The 13,289-nt window shown below is 73.4% G+C and carries 8 protein-coding genes; 4 read left to right on the top strand and 4 right to left on the bottom strand.

Annotation, left to right across the window (positions count from 1 at the left end; genetic code table 11):
- The first annotated feature begins 3 nt into the window (after positions 1–3).
- Positions 4–3,567 (top strand): hypothetical protein, encoded by a 3,564-nt coding sequence (locus tag JYK02_RS37120; RefSeq protein WP_207057687.1) that lies wholly within the window; start codon positions 4–6, stop codon positions 3,565–3,567.
- A 375-nt stretch (positions 3,568–3,942) separates the two neighbouring features.
- Here JYK02_RS37120 and JYK02_RS37115 read toward each other — a convergent pair whose 3' ends face one another.
- The 3 genes from JYK02_RS37115 to JYK02_RS37105 all read right to left on the bottom strand — a co-directional run bounded on the left by JYK02_RS37115 (position 3,943) and on the right by JYK02_RS37105 (position 7,117).
- Positions 3,943–5,010, bottom strand: coding sequence for a CgeB family protein (locus JYK02_RS37115; protein ID WP_207057686.1), 1,068 nt, complete (start codon positions 5,008–5,010; stop codon positions 3,943–3,945).
- Between the two features lie 220 nt (positions 5,011–5,230).
- A complete protein-coding gene (locus JYK02_RS37110; protein ID WP_207057685.1) occupies positions 5,231–5,791 on the bottom strand; it encodes a peroxiredoxin in 561 nt (186 codons plus the stop codon).
- Positions 5,792–5,836: 45 nt separating this feature from the next.
- A complete protein-coding gene (locus JYK02_RS37105; RefSeq protein ID WP_207058325.1) occupies positions 5,837–7,117 on the bottom strand; it encodes an amidohydrolase family protein in 1,281 nt (426 codons plus the stop codon).
- Positions 7,118–7,454: 337 nt separating this feature from the next.
- Here JYK02_RS37105 and JYK02_RS37100 point away from each other — a divergent pair, with 337 nt between their 5' ends.
- Genes JYK02_RS37100 through JYK02_RS37090 form a run of 3 tightly spaced genes read left to right on the top strand, consistent with a single transcriptional unit; the run spans position 7,455 to position 11,371 of the window.
- On the top strand, positions 7,455–9,581 hold the full coding sequence (locus JYK02_RS37100; RefSeq protein ID WP_207058316.1) for a serine/threonine-protein kinase: 2,127 nt from the start codon (positions 7,455–7,457) through the stop codon (positions 9,579–9,581).
- A 12-nt stretch (positions 9,582–9,593) separates the two neighbouring features.
- Positions 9,594–10,613 (top strand): extracellular catalytic domain type 1 short-chain-length polyhydroxyalkanoate depolymerase, encoded by a 1,020-nt coding sequence (locus JYK02_RS37095; RefSeq protein ID WP_207057684.1) that lies wholly within the window; start codon positions 9,594–9,596, stop codon positions 10,611–10,613.
- On the top strand, positions 10,580–11,371 hold the full coding sequence (locus JYK02_RS37090; RefSeq protein ID WP_347402674.1) for a carbohydrate deacetylase: 792 nt from the start codon (positions 10,580–10,582) through the stop codon (positions 11,369–11,371). The genes JYK02_RS37095 and JYK02_RS37090 overlap by 34 nt, the downstream gene beginning before the upstream one ends.
- Here the strand turns inward: JYK02_RS37090 and JYK02_RS37085 are convergent.
- Positions 11,358–13,262 carry an ATP-binding protein gene (locus tag JYK02_RS37085; RefSeq protein ID WP_207057683.1) on the bottom strand — a complete coding sequence of 635 codons (1,905 nt, stop codon included), beginning with the start codon at positions 13,260–13,262 and terminating at the stop codon, positions 11,358–11,360. The two genes, JYK02_RS37090 and JYK02_RS37085, sit on opposite strands and share 14 nt — an antisense overlap.
- Between the last annotated feature and the right edge of the window lie 27 nt (positions 13,263–13,289).

Raw genomic sequence — 13,289 nt, 5'->3', positions numbered from 1 at the left:
GCCATGTCCGAACCCGCCCTGTCCGCCCTGCGCGCCGAGCTGTCCTCCACTTTCCATGACGCCCGGGTGCGGCGCATGGTGGACCTGGGACGCAAGGCCCGGACGGATCCGGAGGCGCAGGCGCTGCTGGACGCGCTGGCTCGGGGGAACGCCTTCGAGCGGCGGCTGGCCCTGGCGGCCCAGTTCACGCGGCGCGACGGCGCGGCGGTGCTGAAGGCCACCGCGGATGAATCCTTCCGCGTGCGCGCGCTGGCATTCGAGCTGGTGTCCGTGGCCTGTGACGACGCCCAGGCGCTGGAGGCGTTGCGCATGGCGCACGGGATGCGCCGCGAGCAGACCGTCATCCACCAATTGCGCAAGCGCAAGCGGCACGCCGTCATCGACGCATTCGTGGACGGGCTGGCGGAGCGCGGCGAGCACGCCACCTTCGCGGACACGCTGCCGATGGCCTCCGAAGCCGTCCTGCGCCGGCACCTGGCGCGAGCACTGGAGCGGCCCAGCTTCCGGTTCTGGGCGCGGCTGGCCCGGCACGCGCCGTCGGTGCTGGGCGAGGTGCTGCTGGAGCAACTGCGCGCGGTGCAGGGAGAGCCCGACCCCGTCACGCGGCAGAACATGGGGTGGGGCCTGCCGTGGCTGGCGGAGCTGGCGCCCGACCTCGCGGAGAAGCTGCTGGCCGTGCTGCTGGAGCGGGGCATCCCGCCGGACGAGCACGCCATGCGGACGCTGGCGCGGCGGCGGCCCCTGCGCCTGGTGGCGCTCGTGCGCCAGCGTCCCCCGGCCTTCCTCCCCCACCTGCTGTTCGCGAAGTCCCTGGCGTCGCTGGATGCCGAGTCCCTGACGTGGATCGTCCAGCGAGACCCGACGCTGCTGGGCCGCGCGGAGGACGTGCTGAAGGAGCTGCCGGAGGCGCTGCACCCGACGCTCACCGAGGCCTGGGCCACGTCCGTGGAACGCGCGCCCGCCTGGGGCACGCCGCTCATCGCGCGCATCGGGGACGCGGCCCTGCGCGAGAGCGTCTACGCGCGCTGGACCGTGGGGGCGCGCAACCGTGACGGCGTCATCGCGCTGGAGTACCTGCGGCACCTGCCGGCGGACCTGCGCGAGCGCGAGGCGCGCCGGCACCTGAACGAGGTGGTGGCGCTAGGCACCCGCGCCGAGGCGCGAATCTCCTACGCGCGCTTCCTGCCCTGGGACGAGGCGCTGGGGACGCTCCGGGGCGCGCTGGGGCATCCGGACGCGGCCATGCGCGGCGCGGGCCTGGGCGCCCTGCTGGCGCTGCCCGGCCTGCGCCCGGACGAGCCCGCGTGGGTGGCGCCCGCGCTGGCGCTGGTGCTGGCCCGGAAGAACGAACAGGACCCGGTGCGCGGGGTGATGCTGCAGGCGCTGGCCGCGTGGCCCCGGCGGATGTGGCGCGCCGAGCACACCGAGGCCCTGGGCCGGATGCTGCGCGACGCGCTGGACGCCGCGGACCTGTCGATGGCCACGGCGCAGGCGGCGGAACGGCTCCTGGTGCGGGCCTTCGGCGCGGACCCGGCATGGGGCGCGCAGTGGCTGGGCACCTTCCTCAAGGAGCGCGGGCGCATCCAGGACGCGGGGCTGGGTCACCGGTTGACGGACGACGAGGTGCGCCGGGCCGCGCCGTACCTCCTGACGCTGGCGAAGGTGTGGGCGGAGCGAGAGCGCGGCGGTCCCCTGCTCCAGCTCGCGGCGAGCCTGGGCAAGCGCGCGGCGCTGGTGCCCGGCCTGTCGGACTGGCTCGTCTCCGTGCGCGACGTCACGCCCGACAACCGGCTGGCGCTGGCGCTGACGGCGTGGCTGGCGAAGGAGGACCGGACGCGCTTCGAGGCGACGCTCGCGGGCGCCCTGCGGCGCTGGCGGGACCGGGGCTGGGACGAGGAGGTGGTGGCGCTGGCGGTGGCCGAGAAGCGCGGCCTGCCCCTGCACCGGGAGCTGGTGGACGAGCTGGAGCGCGTGGCGCTGCGGCTGGGCAAGCCGTCCGGGGGCGCGCTGTGGGTGCTGCGCTCCCGCGCGGTGAAGGACTTCGACCGGATGCTGCCCGCGCTGCTCAAGCGGGACGAGAGCGCCGTCGCCATCCCGGTGGTGCGCGAGTACCTGCACCGGCGTCGGCAGGACCTGCTGGGGCCGTACCTCCACGCGCCGGTCATCACCGGGCAGTTCGCCACGGGGGCGACGCACTGGCTGTTGCCGTTCGACTCGGGGTTCTTCCGGTGGAACGTGGAGCAGAACCAGGCATACTCGCGCGCGCTCGCGCGGCTGTGCGAGGACCTGGAGCGGGACACGCCCACGCTGCTGGCGGCGGTGACGCGGATGGCGGTGCTGGACTGGGCGCCGATGGATGCGCTCCTGGCACTGGCGAACGACAAGCGGCCCGCGGTGCAGGAGCGGGCCCTGCGGGTGATGGCACGGTGCGATCAGGGCCAGGGCGTGCCCACGCTGCTGGGGGCCCTGGAGGACGCGCGCGCGCGCATCGCCATCTACGGCCTGCGCCGCGCGTTCAACGGCATGCCCGTCACGCGGGTGCTGTCGCTGCTGGCGGAGGTGCCGCTGACGAAGGTCACGGTGGCCAAGGAGGTGGTACGCCTGTTGGGCGAGCTGCGCTCGGACGCGGGCTACGCGCGGCTGCTGGAGCTGGACGCGCTGCCCCTGCACCGCGACGTGCGCATCGCGCTCCTGCGCGCGCTGTGGGACCACCTGGACCGCGAGCCCACGTGGGCGGTGTTCGAGCGCGCCGTCACGGGCGAGGACGCCATCATGGCGTCGCGAGTGGGGGACATCCCGCCGGACCGGCTGACGGAAGGACTGGACGCGCGGCTGTCCTCGCTGCTGGCGAAGGTGCTGGCGCGGCCGGAGCCGGATGCGCGCATCGACCTGCTGCGGCGCGCGGCGTGGCTCCAGGTGAAGGACCGGGAGCGGGTGTTCCTCTCCGCCTGCGGCGCGCGGCTGGCCTCGCCCTATGACGACGAGGTGCGCGCGGCGATGGGGGCGCTGGTGTACCGGACCGATGAGCACGACGCGACGTTGTTCGAGCGGATGCTGGAGGCGGTGGCGCCGGACCGGCGCGCGCTGAGCGTGGCGCTGGACGCGCTGCTCCAGCCCCGGGAGCGGATGCGGCCCGTGCCCCTGCAGGCCGTCCATGGACTGGTGACGGGCGGGCTGCTCACGAAGGACCCGTGCCTGGCGACGCTGCGCGTGCGCTGCGCGGCGGTGGCCCTGGAGCCCGAGGCTTTCGCCAGCCACCTGGAAACGATGGGCCAGGAGGGATGGCTCCACGCGGACGCGCTGATGGCGGCCCAGGTGGCGGTGTCGAACCTGCCGGTGGATATGATGGAGGAGGTGGGTGGGCGTTTGGCGCGGAGCCCCAGCCCGGAGGCGCGGCGCGTGGCCCTGCACTGCCTGGTGCGCGACGCGGCGGACGGACGTGGCTGGACGGAGGAGCGGCTGGCGATGCTCGCCGAGTTCCAGCGCGACGCCTCACCGCTCGTGGCCGGGGCCGCGCAGTTCGTGTTCCCGCCCCGGGAGATGGTGAAGGCCCCGGAGCAGGAGTAGGCCCGGCCGGAAGTGCCGTCCACCTCCCGGCCGACGGGATGCGCCAAACCTGTCCGACTGTCGGACAGGTTTCCGCGGCCCGGGTGGAAGGGGCTCCCGTCCAGCATTGGCGGCTGTCCCAACTGGTCCGACTGTCGGACCAGTTTCCGCGGCGCGGGTGGAAGGGCGCCCCTCCAGCATCGGTAGCTGTCTCAACTGGTCCGACTGTCGGACCAGTTTCCGCAGCCCGGGTGGAAGGGGCTCCCGTCCAGCATTGGCGGCTGTCCCAACTGGTCCGACTGTCGGACAGGTTCGCGCGGGACGCGGCCTCGGGGGAGCAGGCCTGGCCTGGATGTGACGCGTCGCGGTGCGGTCGTCGTCCCGGCCCCGTGCCGCTCAGTTCAGCGAGCGCACTGGGGCCCTCCACGTGGCTCCCCGGTCTGCTTCGTTCGCGTATTGCTCCAGTTGCTCGGCGCGGTGGGCCACGGTGTGTTCGGCCAGGACCCGGGCCCGGGCTCGCATGCCCAGCTGGCGCCGGTCCGCTTCCGGCATCGCTTGCAAGTAGCGGAGCACGTCCCGCTCCGTGCGGGCGACCATCACCTCTTCGCCCAGCGCGAAGACGTCTTCCAGGCCCGGCCAGGGATCGCAGATCAGCGCCGCCCCGCTGGCCGCGGCCTCGAACAGATTCGCGCCTGGCGTGTGCTCCGCCTGGGAGAGCGCCAACGTGAAGCGCTGCGCACCGAGGAAGCCCGCGTGTTCCCCTGGCGACGGGGCCGCCTGCCTCACCACGTTGGCGGGACAGGCGTCATCCACCGCGGACAACGTCCCCGCGAGGACGAAGCGCCCCTCCGGCCAGCCGTGCGCGGCGCCGAGCAGCCATTGATTCAGGAGCCCTCGCCGCTCCGCCGGCAGCGGCCCCAGGTGCCCCAGGTCCCAGCGCGTCCTGCCGCTTCCGGGCACGAAATGCTCCGCGTCCACACCGGGGAGGAACATGCGCGCACGGGCCACGCCCCACTCGCGCTCCAGTTGGCGTGGCACCGGGCCACCGCTGGAGCAGAGATAGAGCCGGTAGCCCGCGAACAGCTCCGGCGTCATGCCGCCCGGGTCTTCACGCACGGCGTGCCGCTCCAGCGTGCGGGGCGTGTCCCGGTCCCAGAAGACGGTGAGCCCGCCCGCCGTGTTCGTGGCCCAGCGACTCACGTCCGCGACCTGCGGCACGTCCGCGTCCACCAGCACCAGGTCCGCGCGGCGCACCCGCGAATGGAAGCGCGCGTGGAGGTCCGCCAGGTCCTGATACGTCGCGGCAGTGGGTGATACTTCGGGCCGCGAGCAGGGCGCCTCGCGCTCCAGCAGGAGGACCGCGTGTCCTCGCCGCCGGAGCGCCTGTGCGAGCTGACTCGAAGCCGTGCCCGCTGGCGATTCGGCGCCAGGCCGGCACGCGGGGCCCAGGAAGACGATGTCCATCCACTCGGGCCTCCACGCCCACAGCCCGGCGGATGGAGGAACTCCCGCGCGCGGCAGGCCCAGGGCTATCGCGGCCCGCTTCGGGCGGACAAGCAGCCGTGCGCCGGGCCGCGTGAACTCCTCAACGGCACGGTCCGCGATCAGCCCGCGCGGACCACGAGGACGTCCTCGAGTGGACGCGCCCCTGCCCTGGAAGCCAGGGGGCTCGGCCAGGTCACCGCTACTTCGTCGCGGGCTCGGCCTTGATGGGGGGCGTGTTGCCCGCCGGTGCCGCGGAGGGCTTCGCGGCGGCGCCCTTGCGCAGGGGACACGCGGCGATGGCGCCCGAGACGTCGATGGCGTCCTTGCCCTCGTCCACCTTGAGAATCTTGCGGTCCTCGCCCACGACGAACGTGTAGCGCTTGGACACCGTCAGTACCGGCATCTTCACGTCGTACGCACCCACGATCTTGCCGTCGGGGTCCGGGATGAACGCGAACGGCGCCTTCAGCTCCGTCTTGAAGCGCGTCAGCGTCTCCGCGTCGTCCGTGGAGAAGGCCAGGACCTGGCCCTGCGCCTGCTCGACGTCCTTGTAGCGGTCACGGTAGGCGGTCAGCTCCTTCGTGCAGCCGCCAGTGAACGCCTTGGGGAAGAAGGCCACGATGACGGGCCCCTTCTTCACCATCTCCGACAGCGTGTAGGTCGTCCCCGTGGTGTCCTTCACCGTGAAGTCCGGGGCGGTTTCCCCCACCTGGGGAATCGCTGCGCTGAGCCATCCGACGACGAGCAGGGAGTTGAGCATGCCCGGGACTTAACGGGCCCCGGACACCGCGACAAGCTCTCCGCCCTACGACGACGCCATGCGCGCCCACACGGCGGCGGCAGCCTCGCGGGACTGCTCGGCCACCACGGTGGGGTTCACCGACAGCGGCCTGCGCGCCCAGACGCGCCACACGCCGTCCACCATCACCGCCTCCACGTGGCGGCTGCCCAGCCCGTGCACCACGTGCCACGCCAGCGTCTCCGCCGTCAGCGGCGTGGGCGACAGGTAGTCCAGCACCAGCAGGTCCGCGAGCGCGCCCTCGCGCATGGGGCCGATGGCCGCCTCGAACACCTGCGACGCCAGCCGGTGGCCATTGGCCAGGTAGCGCAGCACGTCGATGGTCTGGCCCGCCTCGCGCGAGCGCAGATACGCCGCCTGCGCCTCCGCGAACATGTCCGGCGACGTGCCGTCCGTGCCCAGCGACGCGCGTGCCCCGAACTTCAGCGCGGGCGCGTAGCCCACCTCCAGGCCCTGGTTGGAGCGCGGCGTGTGCAACAGCCACGTCCCCGTGGCCAGCACCTGCGCCAGGTCCGCCCACGCCAGGTGGCCCGCGTGCGCCGCCATGGCGCGGGGGGACAGCAGGTTGCTGGTGAGCAGCCGCGTCACGGGCGGGTTGCCGTGACGCTCGGTGGACAGCCGCTCGTCCAGCGGATCCTCCGCGAGCGGGAAGTGCAGCCCGGTGCCGGTGGTGTTGAGCGCTTCGCCCAGGCCCTGGAGCGCGTCGTCGCCCAGCGTGAAGCAGGGGCCCGCGCCCACCTGTCCGCGGAAGCGGCCCCGGGCCTTGCGCGCGAAGCTGACCGTCTCCTCCAGGCCCTCCTCGCGGCCCACCGCGCCCATGCGGTCCGTCACCGCGTAGGACAGCACGCCCCGCACGCCCACCTCATGGAGGCCGCGCGCCGAGCGCAGGAGCGAGCCCGTCACCGCCTTGGGCGAGGCGTGCAAATCAAACAGGGTGGTGGTGCCGCACTGGATGGACTCCAGGCCGCCCGCCGTGGCGGCGACCTGCACCGCGTCCAGGTCCAGCGCGTTCTCGAAGGGCCAGCGCACCTGCTCCAGCAGGGCCTGGTAGGACGTCGGCGTCGGGCCGACCAGGCCGCGCGCCAGCACGCTCGCGAGCCGGTGGTGGGCGTTGACGAGCCCCGGGAAGACGAGCTTGCCGGACAGCGCGACCACCTCGTCGTCGGGGCCGGGCGCCAGGTCCTCGCCCCGCGCCACGATGCGCTCACCCTCGATGCGCAGGTCCACCCGCTCCACGGACGCGGGCTCCAGTTCGACGACGAAACCACCCTTGAGGACGGTGCCCAACATCCCTCCCTGCATCCGCGACGGGTCGCGAGGTTCGTGAAGGCGGCCCCCTCCCCTTAGGGGTCACGCTTGAGGCCGGGGAGGTTAGCACTCCCGCCCCGTCCGCCGTCATCGGGTCCACACATCCCTGCACCCACACCGGTCGTCCCGGCCGGTCCAATACGGTGGGCATGCCCGGCGTGCCCTGTACGACAGACGGGGACAGGCAGGCAGGCGGCCCGTCAGGACGTTGGGCGCCGGGGGCCCGGGCCCGTAGACTGCGGCCACCTTGGTGTCGGAATCCGGCGTTTCGTGGGCAGGCCGATACCGCTTGAGCGCGCGCATCGCGACGGGCGGCATGGCGGAGGTGTATCTGGCGCGCGCCATCACCCCGGATGGGCAGCGCGGCCCGGCCGTGGCGGTGAAGCGGTTGATGCCGCACCTGGTCGCGGACCGGCGCATCGTGCAGATGTTCCTCAACGAGGCGCGCATCACCGCGCAGGTGCGCCACCCGCATGTGGTGTCCATCCTGGAGCTGGGCATGGAGGGCGGAGAGCCCTTCATCGCCATGGAGCTCCTGGAGGGACGCTCGTTCGCGGAGGTGCGGCAGGAGGCCGCCGAGCGCGGCCAGCGCGTGCCCCTGGGCATCACCCTGCGCGTGCTGGTGGACGCGTGCCGCGGGCTGGACGCCGCGCACCGCGCCGTGGACGAGGCGGGACGGCCGCTGCGCATCGTCCACCGCGACTTCACGCCGGACAACATCCACGTCGGCGTGAACGGCGCGGTGAAGGTCATCGACTTCGGCATCGCGAAGGCGGACGCGCTGGGAGCGGGGACGGAGCCCGGGACGCTGAAGGGGAAGTTCTTCTACATGTCGCCGGAGATGATCGCCGGCCGCAGCGTGGACCACCGCGCGGACCTGTTCGCCGCGGGGGTGATGCTCTACGAGCAGTTGTGTGGCCGCCGGCCCTTCACCGGCATGTCCACCGACGAGGTGCTCACGCGCATCTCGGAGGGACGGCCGAAGCCGCCCACCGCGTTCGACCCGTCGGTGCCGCAGGCGCTGGAGGCGGTGTGCCTCATGGCGCTCGCGAAGGACCCGGAGGCGCGCTTCGACAGCCTGCAGACGTTCATCGCCGCCATCGAGATGCTGGGCGGCCCCGCGGAGGTCGCCTCGCCGGCGCAGGTGGCCGCGTACCTGGATGCGCTGTTCCCGCCGGACAGCGACCCCAAGCGGCTGGCGCTGCGGCAGGCGAGGCTCGCGGATCCGTCCAACTCGGGCTCGGAGGGTGCGCCCGGTGGAGACCTGCTGCCGCCGTTCGGGGTGCAGGGCGTTCCCGCCTGGCCCGTGCCGCCTCCGGTCAGCGCCGGTCTGTCCCCTGCCCGTCCCCTTCCGCCCGTGGGTACCCAGACCGTGTCGCTGCGTGCCCGGCCCGTGGCTTCCGGCGGATCCAACGACGGGCCCTCGGGCAACGCCGCCGTCCCAGCTGACGCCCAGGCCAAGGCCCCCCGTGGCGCGGTGAAGGGTGCTCAAGCCGGGGCGCCACGGTCGCGCCGGGCCCTGGCCATCGTCGCGGGCGTGCTCGTGCTGGGTGGAGCGGGCGCGGGGGCCACGTGGTTCCTGCGGCGTCCGGACGTGCTGCCTCCCGCGCGGATCGCCGCCGCCGAAGCCGCCACGACCGTGGACGCGAAGGTGTCCGCGCTGGACGGGCTGGCCAAGGACGTGCGCGCCACGGCCAAGGAACTGGGCCGCGCGGGCACGCTGCTGTTGAACGCGGGCGCCCACTCGCAGGCCCTGTCCCTGGCGGAGGCCTACACGTCGCGCTTCCCGAAGGAGGCGGAGGCGCACCTGCTCGCCGCGCGCGCCGCCACGGAGCTGCGCATGGGCAAGCGCGCGGAACGCGCCATCGACGAGGCCACTGCCCTGGCCCCCAAGGACGTCCGCGTGCCGCTGGCCCTGGCCGAACTGCGAGCCCGCCAGGGCGACGTGCCGGGCGCGCTGACCGCGCTCGCGAAGGCGTACGCGCAGGCGCCGGGCTCCGCCCAGGTGGCCCCCCGCTACGGACAGCTCCTGTCGCAAGGGGGCCGGCTGGACGAGGCCGCCACCGTGCTGTCCGCCTGGACGCGCCAGCACGACGACGCCGAGTCCCTGGCGGAGCTGGGCTTCGTGCGCTTCCGCCAGGAGAAGCTGGACGACGCCGCCGCCCTGCTCAAGCGCGCGCAGCGCAAGGCGCCCTCGCTCGCGGTGGCCCACTCCTACCTGGGGGCCGTCCTCTTCCGGCAAGGCGACCTTCGCGGCGCCGAGCGCGAGTACCGCGAGGCCGAGCGTCTGGCCCCGGACGACCCGCGCGCCCTCACCGCGCGTTGCCAACTCCACGTCCACGAGGGCGACGCCGCCCGGGTGGCCGAGGTGAAACGTACGCTGGCGGAAAAGTTCCCGGACCGGGCGCAGGCGCTCGCGGCGGAGTGCGGCGCGGGGAACTAGCTTCCCGCCCATATGCGCCTTCGCCTCCTCGCCCTCGCCGCGTCCAGCCTGCTGCTGACCGCCACCGCGTGTGGCTCCACGGACGACAGCAACGACCCCTCGACCGATGCCGGGACGGAGCTGCCGGACACGCCCTCCGGCGACGTGGCCCCCGCGGACCGCTCGGCCTGCTCCGGCCTCACCGTGACGCCCGGCACCTACGACTGGACCCTCGAGCACGGCGGCCGCACCCGCGCCTTCCGCGTCCACGTCCCCACCGGCTACGACGCCACGAAGCCCACGCCCGTCGTCCTCAGCTTCCACGGCTTCGGCTCCACCGAGCAGGAACAGGAGCAACTGACCGGCTTCTCCGCGCTGGCGGACGCGGAGGGCTTCATCGCGGTGTACCCGCGCGGCCTCAACTTCCCGGAGGTCTACGGCCGGGGCGAACCGGACACGCGCGGCTGGAACGGCGAGGCCTGCTGTGGCCCGGCGCAGCTTGGCAACGTGGACGACGTGGGCTTCGTGGACGCGCTGCTCGCGGACCTGGACACCCGCGTGTGCACGGATCCGCGCCGCGTCTTCGCCAACGGCTTCTCCAACGGCGGCTTCTTCTCCTACCGGCTGGCCTGTGAGCGCGCCCAGCGCATCGCGGCCATCGCGCCCGTGGCGGGCATGCTGGGCGTGACGGACTGCCGCCCGTCGCGGGCCGTCCCCGTGCTCCACTTCCACGGCAGCGCCGACGAGACCATCCTCTACGACGGCGGCGACAACGTCCTCGGCGGCAAGCCCTACCCTTCCGCCCCGGAGTCCGTGCGCCGCTTCGCCGAGCGCAACGGCTGCACCGGCCCGCAGCAGCAGACGTATCAGCAGGGCAACAGCACCTGTGTTGCGTATACGGGCTGTCAGCCGGAGAGCGCCACCGCCAGCCTGTGCACCGTCACCGGCGGCAAGCACGCGTGGCCCGGCCAGACGCTCTACAATGACGGCACGCCGGACCTGGACGCGACCCTGCAGATGTGGCGCTTCTTCCAGGCGCGGCCCCGTCCCTGAAGGAGCCCTCCACGCCGCCCCGCGCCCTCATCATCAACGCCGATGACCTGGGCTACGACCCGGGCATCACCCGGGGCATCCTCCAGGCGCTGCGCGAAGGCGTCGTCTCCTCCGCCACCCTGCTGGTGAACGCGCCGGGGACGGAGGACGCCGCGAGGCAGGCGCGGGGACTCGCCATCGGGTTGCACCTGAACCTGGACCGGGGCGCTCCCGTGGCCAACGGATTCCCGCGCGAGTGGCGCACCGTGGACGGCGGCCTCGATGGCGCACGGGTGGCCGGGCTTCCCGCGGACGTGGTGGAGGCGGAGGCGCTCGCGCAACTGGAGCAACTGGAGCGGCTGCTGGGCCAGGCCGCCACGCACCTGGACGTGCACAAGCACCTGCACCGGCATCCCCAGGTGTTGGAGGGACTGTCACGCGTCGCGAGGCGCGCGGGCCTGCCGGTGCGCTCCATCGACGCGGCCATGCGCGGCGCGCTGAGGGCACGGGGTGTCACGACGAATGATCACTTCGTGGGCGAGTCCGGAGAGACGGCGTACTGGACCCCGGAGCGCTTCTCCGAGGCTCTAAAAGCGCTGCCGGGCGAAGGCGTCACGGAGTGGATGTGTCACCCAGGCCACCTGCCCGAAGTGGTCACCACCCGCTACGCCGCGCAGCGCGAGGTGGAGCTGGCCACCTTCCTGGACGCCCGCTCCCGCGAGGCCCTGGCTCAATCCGGAATCCAGCCTACGGACTACCGCGTCCTCAAGCGGGCGTGACGAGCGGAAGCTCCGTCTCCACCGGCGTCAGCGTCCGGCGCTTCTCGCGCGTCAGCACGGTGCGCACTCCCGCGAGCAGCTCGTCCGGACGGTAGTGCCGGGGACACAGCGCGGCGCTCTCCTGCGCCCACCATGGCCGCTCATCTCCCGCCAGCAGGATGGGCACCGGCCGCGCTCGCGGCAGCGTGGCGAAGGTCTCCAGGAACGTGCCCACCGCGGACTGCGAGGCGCTCGTGGACAGCACGATGAGGTCCACCGGCAGGTGCGTCGCCTTGCGCAGGGCCTCCGCGCCGCTCTGCACGGTGAACACCTCGAAGCCCTCCGCGCGCAGGGTGCGCTCCGCCGTGGCCTCCTGGTGCACGTCCTCGTCCAGCACCAGCACGCGCCGGGGCAGCCTGCGCACCTCGTGCGCGGGCATGCGCGGCAGGTCCAGCGAGAACGTGGAGCCCTCGCCCTCGCGGCTGCGCAGCGCCAGCGCGCCGCCGTGCATCTTCACGATGGAGTGGCTGATGAACAGCCCCAGCCCCAGCCCGCCGAAGTTGCGGTGCGACACGTTGCGCGCCCGGTAGAAGCGCTGGAACACCAGCGCCTGGTCCGCGCCCGGAATCCCGATGCCGTGGTCCTGCACCTGGATGCGCGCCGACTCCGCCGTGCGCCCCACCTTCACGGAGATGGGCGCCCCCGCGGGGCTGTACTTGTGCGCGTTCTCCAGCAGGTTCACCAGCACCTGCTCCAGCCGGTCCCTGTCGCCCAGCACCCAGACGCCGTCGTGCGGCACGTCCACCGTGAAGGGGCGCTCGAAGGCGTGGCGGAAGTGGTCCACCACCTCCGCCACCAGCTGCCCCACCTCCAGCGGCGCCGAGTCCAGCGCCAGCCGCCCCAGCTCCAGGCGGCTTGCGTCCAGCAGGTCCTCCACCAAGCCCGCGAGCCGGTCCACCTGCCGCTTGGACTTGAGCACGCTGGCGAGCGCCACCGGCTGCCCGGCGGCGATGCGGCGCTCCATGGAGTACAGGCCCAGCTTCAGCGGCGTGAGCGGCGTCTTCAGCTCGTGCGACGCGATGGACATGAACTCCTCGCGCACGCGCAGGGCCGCCTGGGCCTCGCGCAGCAGGCGCGCGTTCTCCACCGCCACCGCGAGCTGGCTGGCCGCCGCGCTCCACATCTCCAGCTCGCGCACGGAGAACGACGCGCCCTGCTCCTTGTAGATGAGCAAGAGCCCCACCGTTCGGCGCGGCGCGCACAGCGGCACCGCCGCGAACACCGAGCCCACCGCGTCGCCGTACCCGCGCTGGATGCCCAGCTGCGGCTGGCGCAGCGCCAGGGCCTGCCGGTAGGGGTCCTCCGACGGGTCGAACACGTCCTGGGGCGCGTCCAGGCCCTCCAGGTCCGACACCGCCATGCGCTTCAGCGTCGCGTCGTCCTCCTCGTAGAGGAACACCTCCGCGCGGCGCACCTGGGCGCACCGCACCAGCGACACCACGGCGGCCGAGCAGACCCGGTCCACCTCCAGGGACTCACCCACCGCGCGGGCAATCTCCCGCACGGCCTGTGAAAACGCGCCCTCGTCGTCCACGCCGGACGGCTCCACCACCAGCCACGCCCCGGCCGAGCCGTTCGTGTGGGTGGGCTTCACCTGCACACGCACCTGCCGGAGCGCGCGGGTGATGACGTGGCCGGAGTGCGCCCGGCCATCGCGGATGGCGCGCGCCAGGGCCTCGCGGCTGCGCCCGGGCTCCAGGGCATCCAGCAGGGTGCCGCCCGGAGCGAGTGGCACGCCCGTCTTGGCCTCGAAGCCGGCCTCGCACCACTGGACGCGGAGGTCGGGCCCCACGCGCAGGAGCGCTTGGGGCAAGCACGAGAGGACATCCTCGACGTCGTTGGGTGGCAGCATGGGCGGGGCGGGACGCGCTTGCTTCAG

It is taken from the genome of Corallococcus macrosporus (assembly GCF_017302985.1).
GTDB lineage: Bacteria > Myxococcota > Myxococcia > Myxococcales > Myxococcaceae > Corallococcus > Corallococcus macrosporus_A.
Note: the sequence above shows the minus strand (reverse complement) of the source record. Positions and strands in the feature narration are given on the sequence as shown.